Origin of the sequence: Polaromonas sp. (genome assembly GCF_030680935.1) — a bacterium.
In the GTDB taxonomy this organism is placed as follows: Bacteria; Pseudomonadota; Gammaproteobacteria; order Burkholderiales; family Burkholderiaceae_C; genus Polaromonas.
Genome location: NZ_JAUXUP010000078.1, coordinates 59485 through 79889, shown reverse-complemented (window position 1 = coordinate 79889; position 20405 = coordinate 59485). Strand labels below are relative to the sequence as shown.

Below are 20405 nucleotides of genomic sequence, written 5' to 3'. Positions count from 1 at the left end.
CGGACCAGAGAACCACCATGACCCCACAAGCTTTTATCTGCGACGCGATCCGTACCCCCTTCGGCCGTTATGGCGGCGCGCTCAGCAGCGTGCGCACCGACGACCTGGCCGCCGTGCCGCTCAAGGCCCTGATGGCGCGCAATCCGAATGTGGACTGGCTGGCCGTCACCGACGTGATCTACGGCTGCGTCAACCAGGCCGGCGAGGACAACCGCAACGTGGCGCACATGGCCACCCTGCTGGCCGGCCTGCCGCTGGAACTGCCGGGGGCGACCATCAACCGCCTGTGCGGCTCGGGCATGGACGCAGTCGGCACGGCGGCGCGGGCGATCAAGGCGGGTGAGGCCCACATGATGATTGCCGGCGGCGTGGAAAGCATGAGCCGCGCTCCGTTTGTGATGGGCAAGGCCGAAAGTGCTTTCAGCCGGGCCGCGCAGATGTACGACACCACCATTGGCTGGCGCTTTGTCAACAAGCTGATGAAGGAAAAATACGGCACCGATGCCATGCCGGAAACGGCAGAAAACGTCGCCGCCGAGTACAAGATCAGCCGCGAAGACCAGGACAAGATGGCGCTGGCATCGCAGCTCAAGGCGGTGGCTGCGCAGAAGGCGGGTTTCTTTGATGCCGAAATCACGCCTGTCACCATCCCCCAGAAAAAAGGCGATCCGGTGGTGGTCAGCAAGGACGAACATCCGCGCGAAACCTCCATGGAGGCCCTGGCCAAACTCAAGGGTGCGGTACGGCCTGACGGCAGTGTCACGGCCGGCAATGCCTCCGGCGTGAACGATGGCGCCTGCGCGCTGCTGATCGCCAACGAGGAGGCCGCCAAACAGAACGGCCTCACGCCCCGCGCGCGCATCGTCGGCATGGCCACGGCCGGCGTGCCGCCGCGCATCATGGGCATAGGCCCGGCGCCGGCCACCGAAAAAGTGCTGGCGCTGACCGGCCTGCGCCTGGCGCAGATGGACGTGATCGAACTCAACGAGGCGTTTGCCGCCCAGGGCCTGGCCGTGTTGCGCCTGCTCGGTTTGCAGGACGACGATGCCCGCGTCAACCCGAACGGCGGCGCGATTGCGCTGGGCCATCCGCTGGGCGCCTCCGGAGCGCGCCTGGTCACCACGGCGGTGAACCAGTTGCACCGCACCGGTGGCCGCTACGCGCTGTGCACCATGTGTATCGGTGTCGGGCAGGGCATTGCCCTGGTTCTGGAACGGGTCTGAGCGGACCCCGGTGCTTTGGGCGTGGCCCGGCGGGTAGCCGCGCCTAAAGCGCCATGGACGGCCGCAGCGCCATGGCCGCACGCCAACGCACCAGCTCCGGGTGCTGTTCGCCGGGTTTGACCTTGACGATGCGGGCAAAATCCACCGCCACCACGGCGGTGATGTCGGCCACGCTGAACTGGTCTGCCGCAATGAAATCACGTCCCTCCAGACGCTGATTGAGCGTGGCAAAAAACTGCTGCACGCGCACCAGTCCGCGCTGGGCCAATTCGGGAATCTGCGGATAGTCCACAGGGCCGGGCAGGGCGCGGTTCGCCATCGCGGGCGAGCTGTTGCGCAGGCATTCGGCAATGGCCGTCAGGCCTTCAAACTCGATGCGCCATTGCCAGCTGGCGATCTCCGCTTTTTCCAGAGCGGTGCTGCCCATCAGCGGCGGTTGCGGACAGTGCGCCTCCAGCCACGCAGCAATCGCGGCGTTGTCGGTCAGCATCACGCCTTCGTCTGTTCGCAACGCAGGCACGGTGCACTGCGGGTTGATGCGGCGATAGGCTTCTCCCATCTGCTCACGGGTGCGCAGGTCGATTTGCACGGTGTCATGGGCCACACCTTTTTCAGCCAGCAGAATGCGGGCACGGCGCGGACTGGGTGCGGTGGCGCAGTCGTACAGTGTGATCATGGTGGGGGCGCCAGCTTGTCCTGGGTGCGGGTGTCGAAGTCGCCGGCGTCATGGCGCTCATGCAACTGGCTGGAAGGCTCCCCCCAGGTGCGGTTGACCATGCGCCCGCGCCTGGCAGCTGGACGCTTTGCAATTTCGTCCGTCCAGCGCAGCACATTCTTGTAGGTCTGCACTTGCAGAAACTCGCCGGCTTCATACAGCTGGCCTTTGACCAGGGTGCCGTACCAGGGCCAGACGGCGATGTCGGCAATGGTGTAGTCGTCACCGGCCAGATAGGGCACCTCGGCCAGGCGGCGGTCCAGCACATCGAGCTGGCGCTTGACCTCCATCGCATACCGATCAATGGGGTATTCCATCTTGCTCGGGGCGTAGGCGTAGAAATGACCGAAGCCGCCACCCAGAAAAGGCGCACTGCCCATCAACCAGTTGAGCCACGACAGGCATTCGGCGCGGGGTGCGCCGCCTAAGGGCAAAAACGCGCCGAACTTCTCGGCCAGGTACTGCAAAATCGCGCCCGACTCGAACACACGCTGCGGCGTCGGCCCGCTGTGGTCCACCAGTACCGGGATCTTCGAGTTGGGGTTGGCCGCGACAAAGCCGCTGCCGAACTGCTCGCCTTCATGAATGCGGATCAGCCAGGCGTCGTACTCCGCGCCGCTGTGGCCCAGCGCCAGCAACTCCTCCAGCATCACCGTGACCTTGACACCATTGGGCGTGCCCAGCGAATACAACTGCAGCGGGTGACGGCCTGCCGGCAACTCCTTGTCGTGGGTGGGGCCGGAGACGGGCCGGTTGATGTTGGCGAACCGGCCGCCGCTCGATGGCGGTGGCGACCAGATTTTTGGCGGGGTGTAGGCGGTGGAATCGTTCATGCGGACCATATTGCCTGAGTTTGAATTTGTCTGCACAACGCGCGCCATTTTGAAGGAAGCGCCTTGCCAGCCATCATTTCGCGGTGCAGTCATGCGGCAATCCGTTGTGCGGCGCGTGCCTTTTTCCGCCAACGGGAAAACTGATTTCCTCTGTATTTCTTGAACCATCCGGGCGGCTGCGGCACATTAGCGCCAGATGTTATGAACAAGGAGACAGCATGGCAGCGCGTATTGGATGGATAGGGTTGGGACGCATGGGAGAAGCGATGGCCAAACGCCTGGTCAAGGCCGGCAACGAGGTCAGTGTCTGGAACCGCACGGCGTCCAAGGCCGCGCCGCTGGCCGAGGCCGGCGCTACCATCGTCGGCAGCAAGCAGGACCTGGCCTTCTGCGACATCGTGTTCACGATGGTGTCGACAACGGACGACCTCAAGCAGGTGCTGTTCGACGAGGGCGGTCTGGTGGCGGGTTCGGCCAAACCGAGAATCGTGGTCGACAGTTCCTCGATCTCGCAAGAAGGTTCGGCCGAAATCCGCACGCGGCTGGAGGGCATGGGCGTCGGTTACCTGTGTTCTCCGGTGTCGGGCAACGCCAAGGTGGCCAAGGCCGGCAAGCTGCTGCAGGTGGCTTCCGGCCCTAGGACGCTGTACACCGAGGTCGAGCCCTACCTGCAGGCGATGGCGCGCAAGGTGATGTGGGTCGGCGAGGGCGAGTTGGCCCGGATCTGGAAGATTGCCCACAACACCATGTTCGGCGTGATCATCCAGAACCTTTGCGAGATCACGGTGCTGGCCGAAAAGGCCGGTATACCGCGCCACATTTTTCTAGAAAGCATCAACGACTCGGTGCTCGGCTCCATGTACACCAAGTACAAAACGCCGATGCTGACCAACCTGAGCTTTGACCAGGTTACCTTCACGCCCAAACTGCTGCTCAAGGACATGGACCTGGGCCTGGGCGCCGCGCGTGCGCATGGCGTGGCCATGCCAGCGGCCGCAGCCACGCGCGAGTCGGTGGCGCGCATGGTGGGGCGTGGCCACGAGGACATCGACTTTGCCGTGCTGCTGGTGGAAACCGCGAAGGACGCCGGCCTGGAGCTGAAGTCCGAAAACATGAAGATGAGCGACGGACTGGAAAGCTAGGATATGGCCCCCACGCTTTTCACTGCGTGTCATGCGCTGCACCTTGCAGGCCGCCGCTCGCCGGAGGCTTCGCTTTTGTCGCCTGTCCAAAGCTGCGCAGGCAGCTTTGGAGCTGCAGGCTCCAGCCCCGAGGGGGCCGCTGCGCCTGCGGCCTGGCAAAGCCAGTTCCGCGGCCGCGGCTTGAAAGGGTGTACCGCGCGGCGACCGTTTTTTGCCGGCCTGCGCTTGCCATGAGCACGAACCAGACGCTGATCAAAGGCGCGACCATCGTCACGATGGATGCGCAGGGCGACCTGCCCGTAGGCGACATCCTGGTGACCGGCGACACCCTGACCGAAATAGCGCAGGCGATTCATGCCGATGATGCGCAGGTGGTGGATGCCACCGGCCACATCATCATCCCAGGGCTCATCAATGCCCACATGCACACCTGGCAGACCGCCCTGCGCGGGCTGGCCGCCAACTGGACGCTGCTGGAATACTTCAAGAAAATGCACGCCGGGCTGGCGACGGTATTCACACCGGACGACCTCTACATCGCCACGCTTGTTGGCTCGCTGAACCAGCTCAATTGCGGCACCACCACGCTGGCCGACTGGTGCCACAACAACCCGACGCCGCCGCACAACGACGCAGCCATTGCCGGGCTGCTGGCGTCAGGCATACGCGCCGCGTTTTTTCATGGCACCCCCAAGCCCGATCCGCAACCGGGCCAGAAGCCTTTTTGGGAGGTGCCGCACCCGCGCACCGAGATCGAACGCCTGCTCAAGGCGCACCAGGGGCAGCCGCTGCTGAGCATCCAGGCGGCGGTGCTGGGCCCGCATTATTCGACGCTGGACGTGGCGATGCATGACTTCGCGATGGCCAAAGACCTGGGCCTGATCGCCTCGCTGCACCAGGGCGGCGGCCCGGCACGCACGCCGGACGGTTGGGAAAAACTCGAAGCGGCCGGCCTGCTTGGCGAGCACATCAACATCGTGCACGGCCATGCGCTCGACGATGTGCAGCTCAAGCGCTTCTGCGAACTCGGCATGAGTTTTTCAGCCGCCGCCGAAAGCGAAATGAGCCAGGGCCACGGTCACCCGCTGACCGGGCGCCTGCGCGCCTTTGGCCGTGCGCCTTCGCTGGGCGTGGACCTTGAAAGCGTGATGAGCGGCGACATGCTCTCGCAGGCCCGTATTGCGCTGGGCATCCAGCGCTCGCTGGACAATGTCGCCTACCGTGAGATCCACGGCAGCATCCCGCCGACCTCGACCATCACGACCCGAGAAGCGCTGTCCTGGGTCACCGTCGAAGGTGCGCGCATGCTCAAGCAATCGCACCGCATCGGCTCGCTGGCCGCCGGCAAACAGGCCGACCTGGTGATGATCCGCGCCAGCGACCTCAACATGCAGCCGGTGCACGATCCGGTCAGCGCGGTGGTGATGCAGGCCTCGCTGGCCAACATCGACAGCGTGATGGTGGCCGGGCAGTGGAAAAAACGCCAGGGTCAGCTGCTTGGCGTGGCGTTGGCGCCGCATCTGGCGGCGCTACAGGCATCGGGACAGAAGATTGCGAAAGCACTCGCGCTATAAAAATAATAGCTGCATTCTCAGATGGATAAAGGGCGGAGACCCGATTTGATTCATAAACCCAGGAGACAAACCATGAAACGATTTCTTCTTCTCGCAGCAAGCTTGCTGGCCGCAGGTGGCGTGCTGGCCCAGACGGCCTATCCTGCCAAACCCATCAAATTCCTTGTGCCTTTCACCGCCGGCAGTGGCACGGACCTGATTGCCCGCACGGTGGCCGACACCATGAGCAAAAGCATGGGACAGCCCATTGTGATCGAGAACAAGCCTGGCGCCGGCGGCACCATTGCTGCGGGCCAGGTGGCCAAGGGTGAGGCAGATGGTTACACCGTGCTGGTGCATTCCTCGGGCCACGCGCTGAATCCCGCGATCTACAGCACCATCGGGTACGACACCCTCAAAGACCTGACCGGCATCACGCCGCTGGCGGCCCTGCCCAATGTGCTGGTGGTCAATCCAGCCAGGGGCTGGAAGTCGGTCGCCGACCTGGTTGCCGCCGCCAGGGGCAAACCCGGCCAGCTCAACTACGCATCGGCGGGTGTCGGTAGCGCCACCCACCTCAATGCCGAAAAATTCCGGCTTCAGGCTGGCATCGAGGCCCTGCATGTGCCCTACAAGGGCACGCCTGAAGCCATGACCAACGTCATAGGCGGCAGCAACGACTGGTTTTTTGCACCGCTGGCTTCGGCCCTGCCGCTGGTGAAGGATGGCAAGCTGCAGGCGCTGGCGGTCAGCACCCCCGCGCGTTCGCCTGCGCTGCCGCAGGTGCCGACCACGGCGGAGGCCGGAGTGGCCGGCTCCGAATACACCTTCTGGGTGGGCATGATTGTGGCCAGCAACACCCCCGCGCCGGTGGTCAAACGCCTGCACGAGGAAGCGCTCAAGGCCCTGGCCAATCCCGATGTCAAGGAACGCATGAGCAAGCTGGGTGCCGATCCTTTCCCGATGTCGGTCGAGGCTTTCAATGCCTTCATTCGAACCGAGGTGGACGCCGCCGCCCTGATCGCCAAAGCCGCGAACCTCAAGGGCCAGTGATGGCAGTGCTGCATGTTGTTGGCGTGGGGAAGATGGGCCTGCCGATGGCCGGGCATTTTCACGCGGGTGGCCATGCGGTGACGGTCAGCGACCCGGGGGAATCGCGCCTGCATCTGGCGCGCAGCCAGGGGCTGCAGGTGGCTGACGATGCGGGCGCTGCCATGGCGCGGGCCGACATGATTTTTTCGTCACTGCCCAACGACGCGGCCCTGCGTCAGGTGGCGGCGCAGGTGGTGCAATCTGCGCGGCGCGGCGCGATTTACGTCGACACCAGCACGGTGTCGCAGCAGGTTTCGGCCGAGGTGGCGCAACAGCTGGCGGTGGCGGGTGTGGCTTACCTGCGAACCACGGTCTCAGGCAACAACAGGATGGCAGAGGCGGCGCAACTCACGGTGATGGCCTCGGGGCCGCGCGCGTCTTATGACACGGCGCTGCCGCTGCTGAAGCTGCTGGGCCCGCACCAGTTCTATCTCGGCGAGGCCGAGCAGGCTCGGCTGATGAAGCTGGTGGTCAACCTGATGATTGCGCAGACCAGCGCGATGCTGTCCGAAGCGCTGACGCTGGGGCGCAAGGGTGGGCTGGACTGGGGTGACATGTGGCGGGTGCTGGGCGCCAGCGCAGTGGCCTCGCCCATCGTCAAGGCCAAGTCGGTGCAACTGGGCGCGCGCGACTTCACCCCGACCTTCACGGTCGAGCAGATGATCAAGGACCTGGACCTGATCCTCGACGCCGGCCGTGCCGTCCACGCACCGCTGGCACAGACCGCGCTCACCCACCAGCTGATGCATGCGGCCATGGCCCAGGGCGATGGGCAGGACGACTACGCAGCCATCATCAAGACCGTCGAGCGCAGTGCCGGTCTGGACACTGCACCTGGCAAGACACCATGAAAAGTTTCATCTACAACGGTCAGGCCGGACGTGTCATTTTTGGTGCCGGCAGCCTGCAACACCTGGTCCGCGAAATCGATGCGCTGGGCGCGCGCAAGGCGCTGGTGCTGTCCACCCCCGAGCAGCGCGCCTCGGCGCAGATGGTGGCCGATTTGCTGGGGCCGCGTGCCGCCGGTTTGTTTGACCGTGCGGTCATGCATGTGCCGATAGAGACCGCGCGCGAGGCACGCGAGCTGGCGCGCCAGCTGGGCGCCGACTGCGCGGTGGCGATTGGCGGCGGTTCGACCACCGGCCTGGGCAAGGCGATTGCGCTGGACTCGGGCCTGCCCATCCTGGCGATCCCCACCACCTATGCCGGCTCGGAAATGACCACGGTGTACGGCATCACCGAAGCCGGCGTGAAAAAAACCGGCAAAGACCAGCGTGTGTTGCCGCGCACCGTGATTTACGACCCCGAACTGACGCTGAGCCTGCCGGTCGGCATGAGTGTCACCAGCGGAATTAACGCGATTGCCCATTCGGCCGAAGGCCTGTACGGCGTGGATACCAATCCCATCATGAATTTGATGGCGAAGGAGGGCATAGCCGCCATCGCACGCGCTTTGCCAGCGATCAGGAACGACCCATCAGATATCGCCGCCCGCAGCGCCGCGCTCTACGGCGCCTGGCTGTGTGGCACGGTCATGAGCAACGTCGGCATGGCCCTGCACCACAAGCTCTGCCACACGCTGGGCGGCACCTTCAATCTGCCACATGCCGAGACCCATACCATCGTGCTGCCACATGCACTGGCTTACAACGCAGCGGCTGCGCCGCAGGCCATGCGGGATATCGCGGCAGCACTCGGTGCGGACCAGGCGGCGCAGGGTGTGTTTGACCTCGCGAAGGACAATGGCGCGCCGGTGGCGCTGAAGGATATCGGCATGCAAGCGGCCGACCTCGACAAAGCCTGCGACATCGCGCTGCAAAATCAGTACGCGAATCCGCGGCCGCTGGAGCGCCTCGCGATCCGCCGCTTGCTGCAGCAGGCTTTCGACGGGCAACGTCCCGAAGCCTGAAATACCGGCGGCCAGCCGCTGGTACTAGACTGGCGGCCTGTATGGACAGACCGGTGTTGTCATGGAAATTTTTGTTCTGCTGCTGATGGCCGCCGCTTTCGGCGCCTGGCAGCTCAAATCGGAAAACCAGACCAGGCGCATGGCTCTGCTCGGCAGCTTTCTTGGCCGCTACCAGCTGGAAAAGCGGATGGACAACCTGATCGAAGCTTATCTCGGGGCGCTGGAGGAGCGAGACCCGGAGCGCCAGACCCGGCTCTGGCACATGCTGGCCTTGTCTGAGGAACAGCTGTGCGAGCAGTTGGGGCGTTTTGCGGCGGATTTTTCGGCGGTGGACGAAGCCGAGGCGCGCGTCAGCAAACTGCCGGGGTTTTTACCCGAGGCCGACCGGTTTTTCCCCGACAACACCTTCGACATGCGGCGCGCCCTGGTGGTTCATGCAGAGGGCATGGAGCGTGCGGCAAAAAATGCGCAGGGTCGCTCGCCGCGTGACAAGGCTTACACCCTGTCGGCCGAACTGTTGTTGATGCAGCACAGCTGCCACTGGTACTGCCGCTCCCGAGCCGTCGCGTCGGCCCGCATGATGGCCCGGCACCAGACGACCTACACGCAACTGCTCGCGTCCGTGGATCCGGAGACACGCCAGGCCTACCTCGCGGTGATAGGCCGGTGAACCGGCGACGCTGTCAGCATCTCAATAAAATCGGGCTCAAGCCCATGTCCGACGCGCGCAAGCAGCTATCAAATCAGGAGTAAATGGCGCTGTCAGAAGCTGCCGGCGATCAGCACGCCGGTGTCCAGAATCTCCGCCGTTTCAATACACGCCGAAGCGCCCGGTCCACTTGCGTTCGTAGTCCTGCTTCTCGAAATGATCGGCGACAAAATCGATGAAGGTGCGCACCTTGGCCGAGAGGTGTTTGCGGCTGGGGTAAGCCAGGTTGATGGTCAGGCGCGGCAGGTCCCAGTCATCGAGCACCGGCACCAGGCGGCCGGCCACGATGTCGTTGTAGACGATGTAGCTGGGCTGCACCAGGATGCCCATGCCGTCCAGCGCGGCAGCGCGCAGGATCTGCCCGTCGTTGGACTCCAGCAGGCCCTTGACCGTGATGGTGGCGGTTTCGCCATCACGCGTGAAACGCAGTTCGTTGGGGTTGTTGGCGTAGGTGTAGATCAACAGCTTGTGGCGCTGCAGGTCTTCCAGCGTTTTCGGGAAACCGTGCTGCGCGAAGTAGCGCGGCGAGGCAGCCAGGATGCGGCGTGTCTCACCCAACCGGCGAATCGTGATGTTGGAGTCGGGTTCGATCTCGCGCGTGCGGATGGCCACGTCGATGTTGTTGTCGATGATGTCGAGGTAGCGATTGGCCGCCTCCACATGCACCGTGACATTTGGGTAGCGCTGGGTGTACTCGCGCAGAAGTGGTGCCACGTGATGCAGCGAAAACGACAGCGAGGCGGTGATGCGCAGCGTACCCGTGGGGTTCAGCGCTGTCGCATTGACGGCAGACTCGGCATCCTTCAGCTCGGCCAGGATGCCCTTGGCCCGGCTGAAAAACTCCTGACCGGTGTCGGTCAGGTAAAGCCGGCGCGTGTTGCGCTCAACCAGGCGGGCGCCCAGTCGCTCCTCGAGCGCCGACAGGTGGCGGCTGGCCGCTGCGTTGGACAGATCCAGTGCTTCCGCAGCGCGGCTCAGGCTGCCGGTTTCGGCCACCTGCACAAACAGTTCAATCTCCGTCCAGCGATCCAAGCCATGCCTCCTGCAATTGCCGTTTTTTTCAGGGCCGCCTGCATTGTGGCTCAGGCGCAGCGACTGTTTTTCCGCCGTGCGGAAAAGTCATTTGCGCCAGCCCGCTTTTTTTTGTCGTCATCGCGGCCTACATTTAGCGCCAGAGAGTCCACGAAGGAAAGTATGTACGTCCACGCTCCCGCCTCTTTGCAAGTCCGGCCATGCGCAACCTGAACCAGGACACCATCACCCAGGCCGTGATTGCGCGGTTTGCGGGCACGCCTGATGCGCGGCTCAAGGAGTTGATGACCAGCCTGGTCCAGCATTTGCATGCCTTTGCACGCGAGGTGAAACTGACCGAGGCTGAATGGCTTGCCGGCATCAATTTCCTGACCGCGACCGGGCAGACGTGCGATGACAGGCGCCAGGAATTCATTTTGCTCAGTGACACGCTGGGCCTGTCCATGCTGACGGTGGCGATGAACAACGACAAGCCGTCGGGCTGCACCGAGGCCACGGTGTTCGGCCCCTTTCATGTGGAAGGTGCGCCGCACTTCGAACATGGCGCCGATGTCGCCAACGGCGCGGCGGGCGAGCCCTGCATCGTGCGCGGCCGCGTGCTGGGGTTGAAGGGCGAGCCGGTCGCCGGTGCGGTGGTCGAGGTCTGGCAGGCCGATGCCGAGGGCAATTACGACGTGCAGTACCCGGAGCTGGAGCAGCACCGGGCACGCGGCGTGCTCAGTTCGGGCCCGGATGGGCGTTTCAATTTCAGGACCATCGTGGCTGAGGCCTACCCGATTCCGGCCGATGGGCCGGTGGGCGATATGCTGCGCGCCACCAGGCGCCATCCGTGGCGGCCGGCGCATCTGCATTTCATGATTCACGCGCCGGGCTATGAAAAACTGGTCACGCATGTGTTCCGCAGCGGTGACCGTTACCTCGACTCCGATGCGGTGTTTGGCGTGCGCCAGTCGCTGGTGGCTGACTGGATCAGGCAGCCGGACGGTGTCTACAGCCTTGACTTCGATTTTGTGCTCAACCCCCTTCTTTCCACCCCGGTGGCGCTTCCCAAATGATTTATATCTTCCACTTGATCGACAAGCCGGACAGTGGCGAGCTGCGTCTGCGCATCCGTCCCGAGCACAAGGCCTATCTGGCAGAGATGTCCGATCACATCGCCTTTGCCGGCCCGCTGATGGCCGAGGACGGACAGGCGATGATCGGCAGCCTGCTGGCCATCAACTTCGATTCGCGTGCGGCCGCGCAGGCCTGGCTGGCCGATGAGCCCTTCACGCGCGCCGGTGTTTACGCGATCAGCAGCGTTCATGCCTTCGTGAACCTGTGGCCTCAAAAAGCCGGGTTCCCCGCATGATCAAACACATTGTCATGTGGAACCTGCGCGGCGATACCGCTGTGGAGAAAGCCAGTGGCATCCAATTGCTCAAGCACAGTTTCGAATCACTTCGCGGGCGCATCCCGGGCTTGCTGCACCTGGAGATCGGCGTGGACTCCAGCGGCGTCGACTACGCCTGCGATGTGGTGCTCTACACCGAGTTTGATACCCAGGCCGCGCTCGATGCCTACGGCAGCCACCCCGAGCATTTGCGCGTCAAGCATGAACTGGCCGATCTGCGCGTTGCACGTTACCAGGTGGATTACGAAGACCTGCAGGAGCCACTCGCGCCCGCTGTCCATCAACACAAGGAAACCAGCGAATGAACGACGACATGAACAACGAACTGCATATCCGCCAGATGGTCGAACGCTGGGCAGTCTGGCGCGACGCTGGCGACTGGGAGCGTTTTGCGACCGTCTGGCACCCTGAGGGCGTGATGATGGCGACCTGGTTTCAGGGCCCGTTTGCCGACTTTATCCGCGTGACGAAGGAAGGCTGGACCAAGGGCGTGAGCATCCTGCATTTTCTGGGCGGTTCGGCGGTCGAGGTGGCGGGCGACCGCGCCATCGCGCAAACCAAGATGACGATTTCACAGCGCGGCATGGTTGAAGGCGTCCATGGCCCGGTGCTGTGCGACGTGGTCTGCACCGGGCGCTTCTATGACTTTGTGCAGAAGCACGAAGGCCAGTGGAAGCTGCTGCACCGCCAGCCGATCTATGAAAAGGACCGGATCGACCCGGTGGATTCGACCGCCAGCGTTGCGCTCGACGCGCAGGCGCTACAGGCATTTCCTGAAGGCTACCGGCACCTGGCCTACATCCAGACGCGTATTGGCTACACCGTCAAGCTCGACATGCCCATGCTCAAGGGGCCGGTGGTTGATGAGCTGTACAAGCGCGGCGCACGCTGGCTGGCTGGCGGGACGCTGGAGCGCTGAGGTGCCCGGCCGGCGAAGCGCCGCAGTTGCTGATTCAAACAAGAAGGAGACACTCATGATTTCATTGCCGACCCGCCTGACGGGATTGCCGCGCCGGCTGGCGCTGGTTGCGGCTATGGCGGCTCTTGCCAACGTTGCTGCGCTGTTGCCATCCCATGCCCAAAGCGGCGCTTATCCGAACCGCGTGGTCAAGGTGATTGTTCCGCAGCCGCCCGGTGGGGGCTTCGACTTTGTGGGCCGCTTGCTGGCCGACCGCATGGGCAAACAGACAGGGCAGGGCTTCATCGTGGAAAACAAGCCTGGCTCCGGCACCCTGGTGGGTACTGATTTCGTGGCCAAAGCTGCGCCCGATGGCTACACGCTGCTGGTCGGCTCGGTGTCCAACATCGCGCTCAACCCCGGCCTGTACCGCAGCCTGCCCTATGACAGCCTGAAGGACTTCGAACCTGTCGGCCTGGCTGTCGGTTACAGCTACACGCTGATGGCGCGCAAGGATCTGCCGCTGGCGTCGCTGAAGGAGGTGGTGGCCTACGCCAAAGCCAATCCGGGCAAGCTGACCTACGCATCGGCCGGCAACGGTTCCGGTCAGCATGTACTGCCAGCCGCGCTGTGGCACCTGGCAGGTGTGCAGATCACGCATGTGCCTTACCGCGGCGCGCAGGCGGCCTACCAGGATCTGCTGGGTGGCCGGGTGGACCTGTTCTTCGATCTGTCGCCGACAGCGCGCGTGCAGGTCGATGCCGGCAACGTCAAGGCGCTCGCTGTCTCCGGCGGCCAGCGCAATCCCATGCACCCCGACGTGCCGACGGTGCAGGAAACCGGCGTCGCAACCCTTGAACTGGAGTCCTGGTTCGGCTTCTTCGTTCCCGCCAGAACACCGCCGGACGTGCTGGCCCGCTTGCGCACGGATCTCTCAAAGGTGATTGCCGCGCCGGACGTGATGGAAGCCTTTCGCAAGGCCGGCGGCAAGCCCATGAGCCTGAACGCCGCCGAGACCCGCGCGCTGGTGCAGCGCGATGTCGAGCGCTGGACAAAGCTGATTCGTGATGCCGACATCAAAGTCGAATGAATTTCTTCAACCTTTCCAATAGAAAACAAGCCATGACCATCGCACCCGAATGCCTGAACCAGTTGTTCCTGAAAGCGCGTACCGCCAACGGATTCACCGACAAGCCGGTTCCTGCCGCCCTGCTGCAACAGGTGTACGAGCTGGGCAGCATGGGCCCCACCTCGATGAACACCCAACCCGCACGTTTTGTGTTTCTGGTCACGCCCGAATCGCGGGCGCGCCTGCTGCCCGCCCTGACTCCCGGCAACCTCGACAAGACGCGTGAAGCGCCGGTCACGGTGATTGTTGCCAATGACACCAGGTTCTACGAACACATGCCGCAGGTCTGGCACAAACCGGGCGCGAAGGAAAACTTCGAGGGCAATCCGGCACTCGCGCAAGGCACGGCGACGCGCAACGGTACGTTGGGCGGCGCCTGGTTCATCATGGCCGCGCGCGCGCTGGGGCTGGACTGCGGACCGATGAGTGGTGTGGATCTGGCCAAGGTCAATGCCGAGTTCTTCGCAGACGGCCGGCTGCAGGCCAACTTCCTGATCAACCTTGGTTACGGCGACGACAGCAAGCTGTTCGACCGCAACCCGCGGCTGTCGTTCGAGCAGGCATGTACGCTGCTTTGACCCACTGCGGCGCTCAGTCGCACTGGGCTGCGGCCCGGCGGATGATGTCTGCAAAGTGCTTGATCATCGGCGAGCGAGTTGCACCTTTTTGCCACAGCATGCCGGGTGTGCGTATGGGGGTCGGATCTTCCAGCGGCACCACCCGCAGGTCAGCGGAAGGTGTCACGGCGGTCTCGCCAATGATGCCGGCCAGCCCCGTCTGCCGGATCAGTTCGATCATGGGTGCAACGGAGTTGAGCTGCGCGACCACCAGCGGCTCTGCGCCGGCGGCCTCAAAGCAATCGTCCAGCAGTTTGCGGGTCTGGAACTGCGGGTCCAGCAGCACCATGCGCACATGATGCAGTTCCACCATCCGTACGCGTCGCCGCTTCGCCAGCGGGTGCGAAGTCGCCACCACCAGGCGCAACTCCTCGTTGTAAAGCGGCTCGAACCACAGGCTGCCTCCTTCCGGACGGTAGGACACGGCGAGGTCGAGGTCACCGGACTTCAGCCGACTGACGATGGCAGCGGCAGACAGTTCTTCCACAGTCACCTGGACACCCGGGTAATGGTTCAGAAAAGACGAGACGCAGTGCGGCACCATGCGGGTGTTGAAGCTCGGCGTGGTCCCCAGGCGGATCGTGCCGGTCAGAAACTCCACCTCACCACGCAGCGCCTGGATGCCCCGGTCGATCTGTTCGAGCGCGGGCGTCAGGTAAGTGCGCAGGATTTCACCCGACTCGGTCATGCGGATCTTCCGGGTGCTGCGGTCGAACAATTCGACGCCGAGCTCGTCTTCCATTTGCCTGATCTGGTGCGAAAGCGTGGACTGCGTAACGTGCAGGCGCTCGGCTGCGCGTGTGAAGTTCAGGGTTTCAGCGATGGCGTCGAAGTAACGAACGTGGCGGAGTTCCATGAAAATCCCCGGTTTTTAATCATTGATGACATCGATCATAACGGTGCAAATTAATCACTTCCGGGACACGGGATGACATCCTAGACTCGCAGGGCTTTCCCATGCCAGGCCCCCCGGGACCAACGATGAATAAAAGGAGACAACAGATGGCGCAACTAGAAGCACAAGACCTGGCGCAAGCCGTGGTGGACCGCATGGCAGACTGCCCCGACCCGCGCTTCAAGCAGGTGATGACTTCCCTGGTGAAACATGCCCATGCCTTTGTGCAGGATGTGCAGCTCACGCCCGGGGAATGGATGACGGCCATCCAGTTCCTCACCGCCACCGGCAAGATGTGCGACGAGAAGCGTCAGGAGTTCATCCTGCTGTCGGACACCCTGGGCATTTCGATGCTGGTGGTTGCCGTCGAACAGGCTAGAGGCGCAGCCGCGCACAAGGCGCGCAGCGGCGTCGATGCGCCGACCGAAGCCACGGTGCAGGGCCCGTTTTACTGGGAGGGTGCACCCGAGCTGCCGCTCGGTGCCGACATAGGCGCAGGCAACCCGGGCGAGCCCTGTTATTACCACGGCCGCGTGACCGACCTGGCTGGCAAGCCGGTCGCCCGCTGCGCGGTGGATGTGTGGTCGGGCGACGGCGAAGGTTTTTACGACATGCAGAAAGGCGAGGATGCCGGCATGGCGCTGCGCGCGCGGTTCCACACCGACGCAGACGGCAACTACCGCTTCTGGTCCATCAAGCCAACCTTTTACCCGGTGCCCGACGACGGCCCGGTGGGCGGCATGTTGCACCGCATGGGCCGGCATCCGAACCGGCCCGGCCACATGCACATGATGCTGAGTGCGCCTGGCCACGAACGGTTGACAACCCACATCTTTGTCTCCGACAGCCCTTACATCGATTCGGACGCCGTGTTTGGCGTGCGCAACAGCCTGATCGTGGACTTCGATACACACCCGGCCGGCCTGGCCCCCGACGGCCGCACCCTGGACACACCTTTCCACAGCGCGAAGTACGACTTCCGGCTGGTGACCAGCGCCTGAGCCACGGCGCCCCTTTTTTTGACTGGAGAACTTTCTTGAAAATCGGCAAGGCCACCGTGCCCCGCTCCGCCATCTGCACCTCGAACGAAAACACCATTGTTGTTCGCGGCGCGGACCTCGCCCACGAACTGATAGGACAGATCAACTTCGGCGACTATTTCTTCCTGCTGGTCACCGGCCGCCGCGCCGATGCCGCGACCAGCGCGGTGCTCAATGCCACGCTGGTGGCCATCGCCGAACACGGCCTGGTGCCCAGTGTGCAGGCCGCGCGCATGACGCTGGCTGCCGCCCCCGACGCGATGCAGGGCGCGGTGGCTGCCGGCATCCTGGGCTCCGGCTCGGTGATCCTCGGTGCGTCTGAAACCGCAGGGCGCCTGTTCCTCGCGGTCGAGAAGGAAGCCGCCAGGCACCAGGGCGACATCACCGCAGCCGCCCGCGTGGTCGTGGCCGACCTGCGTGCCCGCAAGCAGCCGATTGCCGGTTACGGCCACCCCGAACACAAAACGCTGGACCCGCGTGTCGGCAAGTTGTTTGAGGTCTCGGCCCAAGCCGGTGGCGGACAGCGTTATGTGGAGATTGCACGCGCCATCGAGGCCATCATTCCGGAAGTGGTCGGCAAGGAACTGCGGCTCAATGTGTCGGGTGCCATTCCCGCCGTGCTGCTAGGCGTGGACTTTCCGGTGAATGCGCTCAAGGGTGTGCCCATGCTGGCGCGCACCGCCAGCCTGATTGCCCACCTCAACGAGGAGCTGACCGACCCCATCGGCTTCGCGCTGTCCTACCAGGCCACGCGCGAGCTGGAATACACCGGCGAGATGCCGGCGGAGCGCCAGACATGAGCAAGGTTCTCGCGGGTGTGCGGGTGCTCGAACACGGCACCTTCATCACCGGGCCGGCCGCGTCCATGCTGCTGGCCGACCTCGGCGCCGATGTGGTCAAGGTCGAGTTGCCGGGCACGGGCGACCCGTTCCGCGCCTTCAAGGGCGGCCTTTACAGCCCCCACTTCCAGACCTACAACCGGAACAAGCGCAGCATCACGCTGAACACCAAACAGGCCGACGACCTGGCGCAGTTCGATGGACTGGTCAAGGAGGCGGATGTTTACATCCAGAACTTCCGGCCCGGTGTGGCCGAACAGATAGGCGCCGGCGAAGAGCGCCTGCGCAAGCTCAACCCGCGGCTGATTTATTGCGCCATCAGCGGTTTCGGTGCCACCGGCCCGTCGGCGCAGCGGCCGACTTACGACACCGTCGCCCAGGCAGTCAGCGGCTTCCTCGGCTTGCTGATCAACCCCAAGGACCCGCGTGTGCTGGGACCGGCCATGGCCGATTCGCTGACCGGCCTTTACGCGGCCTACGGCATTCTCGGGGCCTTGCATGAACGCCATGCCACGGGCGTGGGCCGCAAGGTGGAGGTTTCGATGTTCGAAGCCATGACGCACTTCAACATTGACGCCTTCCAGCACCTGTTTTCCGAGAACGAGGTCATGGGCCCGTTCAGCCGGCCCAGCGTGTCGCAGTCCTATGTGATGAAGTGTTCCGACGGCAAATGGATCGCCCTGCACATGTCCTCGCCGCCCAAGTTCTGGCAGGGCCTGGCTGCGGCGATGGAAAAGCCGGACATCTTCGAGGATGAGCGCTTCGCCACGCGCGAGGCGCGCATCAAACACCAGGAGGACATGATTGCCGTGCTGGGGCCTATTTTTGCGCAGCGCGACCGTGCCGAGTGGTGCCGCCGCCTGGAAGCGCAGGACGTGCCGTACGCGCCCATGTACACCACGGCCGAGGTGCCCGACGACCCGCAGGCCCGGCACCTGCAGCTCTTCGTGGAGGCGCCGCATCCGGTGGCCGGCACCTACCGCAGCGTGCGTTCGCCGGTCTCCTTCGATGGCCAGCGTGCGCTGGCCATCACCGCGCCGCCCCTGCTGGGCGCGCACAACGCAGAACTCCGCGGCGGCTGGACAGCCCGCGCCGCCACACCGCACCAGGAAACCACATCATGACCCTCTGTTCCTTTGATTCGCGACGGGCACTGGCGCGCCTTAGCTTGCTGGCTGCCGTAGCGACCGCTGGCCTTGGCCTGGCGCCGGCATTTGCGCTGGCCCAGGACTATCCATCGCGGCCCGTCAAGCTCATCGTGCCTTTTGGCCCCGGCACCACCACGGACATCGTTTCGCGCGTTTTCGCGGAGGCCCTGGCCAAACCGCTGGGCCAGATGGTGGTGGTGGAAAACCGTGCCGGCGCTGGCGGCGTCATTGGCTCCGACCTGGTGGCCAAGTCAGCGGCTGACGGCTACACCATCGTCATGGGCACGGTGGGTACCCACGCCATCAATGCTTCACTGTACAAAAAGCTGCCCTACGACCCTTTGAGAGATTTTGCCCCGGTGGCTTTTGCCGGCTATACGCCGACCCTGCTGGTGGTGGCGGCGAACTCGCCACTGAAATCGGTGAAAGACATCGGCGCACAGGCGGGCAAGGCGGGCGGGGTGAGCTTTGCTTCGGCCGGCAACGGCACCTCGGGCCACCTGGCCGGTGAGCTGCTCAAGGCCAGGCTGGGTGGCGAGATGGTGCATGTGCCCTACAAGGAGGGCGGCCTCGCCATGTCTGACGTGATGGGCGGGCAGGTGCAGTTCATGTTCTACCACCCGGCCGCTGTGATGCCGCACATCAAGTCCGGCAAGCTGCGTGCGCTGGGCGCATCGAGCAGCAAACGCAGCGCGGCCGTACCGGATGTGCCTTCGATCAGCGAGCAGGGCGCGGGCGAGTTTGACCTGGTCGCGTGGTTCATGCTTTATGCGCCCGCCGCCACGCCTGCGCCGGTGCTGGCGCGGCTGCGCGATGCGGCCAGCCAGGTATTGGCCAATGGCGAGGTCGCAGCGAAGCTCGGTGCGCAAGGCCTGGAGCTGCGCAGCATGAAGCCGGATGAGCTGGCCGCATTCGGCCGTACCGAAATTTCGAAATGGTCCGAGCTGGTCAAGCGCTCGGGCGCGCAGATCGACTGAGACACAGGTTTTCCGCGACCCTAACCACAAATCAACTGGAGACAAACCATGAAATTCCTGAAAGCACTTTTGACCTCAGCTGCCGCAAGCGCAGCACTGCTGGCCGGTTTGCCGGCCTCCGCGCAGGCGCCCGGACCCCTGCGCATCGGCAGCACGCTGGCGCTGACCGGACCGCTGGCCACCACGGCGTTGACGCACAAGCTGGTCGGCGAGATTTATGTGGAGCAGCTCAATGCCAAGGGTGGTCTGCTGGGCCGCAAGGTCGAGTGGATTGTCAAGGACGACCAGTCCAAACCGGAACTGGCCCGCACGCTGTACGAGCAGCTGGTCACTTCGGACAAGGTGGACCTGTTGATGGGCCCTTACGCGACCGGCGCGATTCTTTCAGCCATGGGTGTTGCCCAGCGTTACAACAAGGTCCTGGTGCACCACACTTTTGGCATTCCGGCGTTGGCCAAGTACGACATGGCGTTCCCGGCCTGGTCGCTGGGCTCTGACCCCGGCACCACGGTACCGAACTCGGTGTTCGATGCGCTGGCTGCCGCGCCCAAGCCACCGAAAACGGTGGCCTTTGTGACGAGCAAGTTTCCGTCGATTCACTTCATGTCTCTGGGGGCGCGGGAAATCGCCAAAAAACGCGGCTTGCAGGAAGTGCTGTTCCTTGAATGGGATTTCGGCAATCGCGATTTCGGACCGATTGCCGCGCGTGTCAAGGACGCCAAGCCGGATCTGGTCTGGATTGGTGACATCGGGCTGGAAGGCAACATGCTGCTCGACGCGATGAAAAAAATTGACTATGTGCCGCCGCTCCACTTTCATACCTATCCTGCGCCCGGCCCCATGACCAAGTCGCCGGACGGCAAGAACGCGCTGTCGCTGACCATCTTCGAGGAGCATGCGCCCTTCACCACCAATCCGGTGGCGGCCGAATTTGTCAAGCTGTTCAATGAACGCGCCACCAAGGCCAACCTGCCTGATACCTCGGTGGAAGTGCAGGCCGCTGCCTCCTACTCCGCCTGGCAAATCCTGGAAGCCGGCGTGCGCGGTGCCAACAGCTTTGACGACAAGGCGATTGGTGCCTGGTTGCGCAAGAACCGCGTGGACACCATCCACGGCCGCCTGCGTTTCGACGGCCCCGGCAATTACGGGGACGACCTGATGAAGATCAAGCAGGTGCAAAACGGAAAATGGGTCGTGATCCATCCTGCACAGTTCGCCCCTGCCGGCGCCAAGCTGCAAGTCAACTGATCTCCGCGAGCCG

The 20405-nt window shown here is 63.9% G+C and carries 22 protein-coding genes; 18 read left to right on the top strand and 4 right to left on the bottom strand.

The features are described from left to right. Window positions 1-17: 17 nt before the first annotated feature. Window positions 18-1223 (top strand): 3-oxoadipyl-CoA thiolase, encoded by a 1206-nt coding sequence (gene pcaF / locus Q8L50_RS18450; RefSeq protein ID WP_305350088.1) that lies wholly within the window; start codon window positions 18-20, stop codon window positions 1221-1223. Between the two features lie 43 nt (window positions 1224-1266). On the opposite strand, the gene Q8L50_RS18445 is transcribed toward pcaF, so the two are convergent. Continuing rightward, entirely contained in the window at window positions 1267-1899 is a 633-nt protein-coding gene (locus Q8L50_RS18445; protein ID WP_305350087.1) for a glutathione S-transferase family protein, read from the bottom strand. Then, window positions 1896-2771: a glutathione-dependent disulfide-bond oxidoreductase gene (gene yghU / locus Q8L50_RS18440; RefSeq protein WP_305350086.1), complete on the bottom strand. Its 876-nt coding sequence runs from the start codon at window positions 2769-2771 to the stop codon at window positions 1896-1898. The genes Q8L50_RS18445 and yghU overlap by 4 nt, the downstream gene beginning before the upstream one ends. 218 nt (window positions 2772-2989) lie before the next feature. Between yghU and Q8L50_RS18435 the strand changes: the two genes are divergently transcribed. The 6 genes from Q8L50_RS18435 to Q8L50_RS18410 all read left to right on the top strand — a co-directional run bounded on the left by Q8L50_RS18435 (window position 2990) and on the right by Q8L50_RS18410 (window position 9137). Beyond that, window positions 2990-3913 carry an NAD(P)-dependent oxidoreductase gene (locus tag Q8L50_RS18435; RefSeq protein WP_305350085.1) on the top strand — a complete coding sequence of 308 codons (924 nt, stop codon included), beginning with the start codon at window positions 2990-2992 and terminating at the stop codon, window positions 3911-3913. Window positions 3914-4143: 230 nt separating this feature from the next. Then, entirely contained in the window at window positions 4144-5487 is a 1344-nt protein-coding gene (locus tag Q8L50_RS18430) for an amidohydrolase family protein (protein ID WP_305350084.1), read from the top strand. A 72-nt stretch (window positions 5488-5559) separates the two neighbouring features. Further along, window positions 5560-6519 carry a tripartite tricarboxylate transporter substrate binding protein gene (locus Q8L50_RS18425; protein ID WP_305350083.1) on the top strand — a complete coding sequence of 320 codons (960 nt, stop codon included), beginning with the start codon at window positions 5560-5562 and terminating at the stop codon, window positions 6517-6519. Continuing rightward, window positions 6519-7409, top strand: a complete 891-nt coding sequence (locus Q8L50_RS18420) for an NAD(P)-dependent oxidoreductase (RefSeq protein ID WP_305350082.1) — start codon at window positions 6519-6521, stop codon at window positions 7407-7409. The genes Q8L50_RS18425 and Q8L50_RS18420 overlap by 1 nt, the downstream gene beginning before the upstream one ends. Further along, window positions 7406-8467, top strand: coding sequence for a maleylacetate reductase (locus Q8L50_RS18415; protein WP_305350081.1), 1062 nt, complete (start codon window positions 7406-7408; stop codon window positions 8465-8467). The genes Q8L50_RS18420 and Q8L50_RS18415 overlap by 4 nt, the downstream gene beginning before the upstream one ends. A 61-nt stretch (window positions 8468-8528) precedes the next feature. After that, the gene (locus Q8L50_RS18410; protein ID WP_305350080.1) at window positions 8529-9137 is read left to right on the top strand and encodes a hypothetical protein; all 609 of its coding nucleotides are present in this window, start codon (window positions 8529-8531) and stop codon (window positions 9135-9137) included. 141 nt (window positions 9138-9278) lie between these two features. Here Q8L50_RS18410 and Q8L50_RS18405 read toward each other — a convergent pair whose 3' ends face one another. After that, window positions 9279-10208, bottom strand: a complete 930-nt coding sequence (locus Q8L50_RS18405) for a LysR family transcriptional regulator (protein WP_305350079.1) — start codon at window positions 10206-10208, stop codon at window positions 9279-9281. A 200-nt stretch (window positions 10209-10408) separates the two neighbouring features. On the opposite strand from Q8L50_RS18405, the gene Q8L50_RS18400 reads away from it, so the two are divergent. From Q8L50_RS18400 to Q8L50_RS18375, 6 genes are read left to right on the top strand one after another with little or no spacing between them, the layout of a single operon-like run. Beyond that, a complete protein-coding gene (locus Q8L50_RS18400) occupies window positions 10409-11263 on the top strand; it encodes an intradiol ring-cleavage dioxygenase (RefSeq protein WP_305350078.1) in 855 nt (284 codons plus the stop codon). Continuing rightward, window positions 11260-11559 (top strand): YciI family protein, encoded by a 300-nt coding sequence (locus Q8L50_RS18395; RefSeq protein ID WP_305350077.1) that lies wholly within the window; start codon window positions 11260-11262, stop codon window positions 11557-11559. The genes Q8L50_RS18400 and Q8L50_RS18395 overlap by 4 nt, the downstream gene beginning before the upstream one ends. After that, entirely contained in the window at window positions 11556-11906 is a 351-nt protein-coding gene (locus Q8L50_RS18390; protein ID WP_305350076.1) for a Dabb family protein, read from the top strand. The genes Q8L50_RS18395 and Q8L50_RS18390 overlap by 4 nt, the downstream gene beginning before the upstream one ends. Next, on the top strand, window positions 11903-12520 hold the full coding sequence (locus Q8L50_RS18385; protein WP_305350075.1) for a nuclear transport factor 2 family protein: 618 nt from the start codon (window positions 11903-11905) through the stop codon (window positions 12518-12520). Before Q8L50_RS18390 ends, Q8L50_RS18385 begins: the two co-directional genes overlap by 4 nt. Window positions 12521-12575: 55 nt before the next feature. Then, on the top strand, window positions 12576-13589 hold the full coding sequence (locus Q8L50_RS18380) for a tripartite tricarboxylate transporter substrate binding protein (protein WP_305350074.1): 1014 nt from the start codon (window positions 12576-12578) through the stop codon (window positions 13587-13589). Window positions 13590-13621: 32 nt separating this feature from the next. Then, entirely contained in the window at window positions 13622-14206 is a 585-nt protein-coding gene (locus tag Q8L50_RS18375) for a malonic semialdehyde reductase (RefSeq protein ID WP_305350073.1), read from the top strand. Between the two features lie 13 nt (window positions 14207-14219). Here the strand turns inward: Q8L50_RS18375 and Q8L50_RS18370 are convergent, their stop codons facing one another. Then, on the bottom strand, window positions 14220-15101 hold the full coding sequence (locus Q8L50_RS18370) for a LysR substrate-binding domain-containing protein (protein ID WP_305350072.1): 882 nt from the start codon (window positions 15099-15101) through the stop codon (window positions 14220-14222). Window positions 15102-15247: 146 nt separating this feature from the next. Here Q8L50_RS18370 and Q8L50_RS18365 point away from each other — a divergent pair, with 146 nt between their 5' ends. From Q8L50_RS18365 to Q8L50_RS18345, 5 genes are read left to right on the top strand one after another with little or no spacing between them, the layout of a single operon-like run. Then, entirely contained in the window at window positions 15248-16141 is an 894-nt protein-coding gene (locus tag Q8L50_RS18365; RefSeq protein ID WP_305350071.1) for a dioxygenase, read from the top strand. A 35-nt stretch (window positions 16142-16176) separates the two neighbouring features. Beyond that, window positions 16177-16980 (top strand): citryl-CoA lyase, encoded by an 804-nt coding sequence (locus Q8L50_RS18360; RefSeq protein ID WP_305350070.1) that lies wholly within the window; start codon window positions 16177-16179, stop codon window positions 16978-16980. Next, on the top strand, window positions 16977-18143 hold the full coding sequence (locus Q8L50_RS18355; protein WP_305350069.1) for a CaiB/BaiF CoA-transferase family protein: 1167 nt from the start codon (window positions 16977-16979) through the stop codon (window positions 18141-18143). Before Q8L50_RS18360 ends, Q8L50_RS18355 begins: the two co-directional genes overlap by 4 nt. Then, on the top strand, window positions 18140-19144 hold the full coding sequence (locus Q8L50_RS18350; RefSeq protein ID WP_305350068.1) for a tripartite tricarboxylate transporter substrate binding protein: 1005 nt from the start codon (window positions 18140-18142) through the stop codon (window positions 19142-19144). Before Q8L50_RS18355 ends, Q8L50_RS18350 begins: the two co-directional genes overlap by 4 nt. 48 nt (window positions 19145-19192) lie before the next feature. Then, window positions 19193-20392 (top strand): amino acid ABC transporter substrate-binding protein, encoded by a 1200-nt coding sequence (locus tag Q8L50_RS18345; RefSeq protein WP_305350067.1) that lies wholly within the window; start codon window positions 19193-19195, stop codon window positions 20390-20392. Window positions 20393-20405 lie beyond the last annotated feature (13 nt).

Coding starts and splice junctions, on each gene's coding strand:
- Q8L50_RS18430 (WP_305350084.1), top strand. CDS start 4,144: ATGAGCACGAACCAGACGCTGATCAAAGGCGCGACCATCGTCACGATG.
- Q8L50_RS18420 (WP_305350082.1), top strand. CDS start 6,519: ATGGCAGTGCTGCATGTTGTTGGCGTGGGGAAGATGGGCCTGCCGATG.
- Q8L50_RS18350 (WP_305350068.1), top strand. CDS start 18,140: ATGACCCTCTGTTCCTTTGATTCGCGACGGGCACTGGCGCGCCTTAGC.
- Q8L50_RS18425 (WP_305350083.1), top strand. CDS start 5,560: ATGAAACGATTTCTTCTTCTCGCAGCAAGCTTGCTGGCCGCAGGTGGC.
- Q8L50_RS18445 (WP_305350087.1), bottom strand. CDS start 1,899: ATGATCACACTGTACGACTGCGCCACCGCACCCAGTCCGCGCCGTGCC.
- Q8L50_RS18380 (WP_305350074.1), top strand. CDS start 12,576: ATGATTTCATTGCCGACCCGCCTGACGGGATTGCCGCGCCGGCTGGCG.
- Q8L50_RS18410 (WP_305350080.1), top strand. CDS start 8,529: ATGGAAATTTTTGTTCTGCTGCTGATGGCCGCCGCTTTCGGCGCCTGG.
- Q8L50_RS18395 (WP_305350077.1), top strand. CDS start 11,260: ATGATTTATATCTTCCACTTGATCGACAAGCCGGACAGTGGCGAGCTG.
- Q8L50_RS18435 (WP_305350085.1), top strand. CDS start 2,990: ATGGCAGCGCGTATTGGATGGATAGGGTTGGGACGCATGGGAGAAGCG.
- Q8L50_RS18365 (WP_305350071.1), top strand. CDS start 15,248: ATGGCGCAACTAGAAGCACAAGACCTGGCGCAAGCCGTGGTGGACCGC.
- pcaF (WP_305350088.1), top strand. CDS start 18: ATGACCCCACAAGCTTTTATCTGCGACGCGATCCGTACCCCCTTCGGC.
- yghU (WP_305350086.1), bottom strand. CDS start 2,771: ATGAACGATTCCACCGCCTACACCCCGCCAAAAATCTGGTCGCCACCG.
- Q8L50_RS18400 (WP_305350078.1), top strand. CDS start 10,409: ATGCGCAACCTGAACCAGGACACCATCACCCAGGCCGTGATTGCGCGG.
- Q8L50_RS18355 (WP_305350069.1), top strand. CDS start 16,977: ATGAGCAAGGTTCTCGCGGGTGTGCGGGTGCTCGAACACGGCACCTTC.
- Q8L50_RS18375 (WP_305350073.1), top strand. CDS start 13,622: ATGACCATCGCACCCGAATGCCTGAACCAGTTGTTCCTGAAAGCGCGT.
- Q8L50_RS18345 (WP_305350067.1), top strand. CDS start 19,193: ATGAAATTCCTGAAAGCACTTTTGACCTCAGCTGCCGCAAGCGCAGCA.
- Q8L50_RS18390 (WP_305350076.1), top strand. CDS start 11,556: ATGATCAAACACATTGTCATGTGGAACCTGCGCGGCGATACCGCTGTG.
- Q8L50_RS18370 (WP_305350072.1), bottom strand. CDS start 15,101: ATGGAACTCCGCCACGTTCGTTACTTCGACGCCATCGCTGAAACCCTG.
- Q8L50_RS18385 (WP_305350075.1), top strand. CDS start 11,903: ATGAACGACGACATGAACAACGAACTGCATATCCGCCAGATGGTCGAA.
- Q8L50_RS18415 (WP_305350081.1), top strand. CDS start 7,406: ATGAAAAGTTTCATCTACAACGGTCAGGCCGGACGTGTCATTTTTGGT.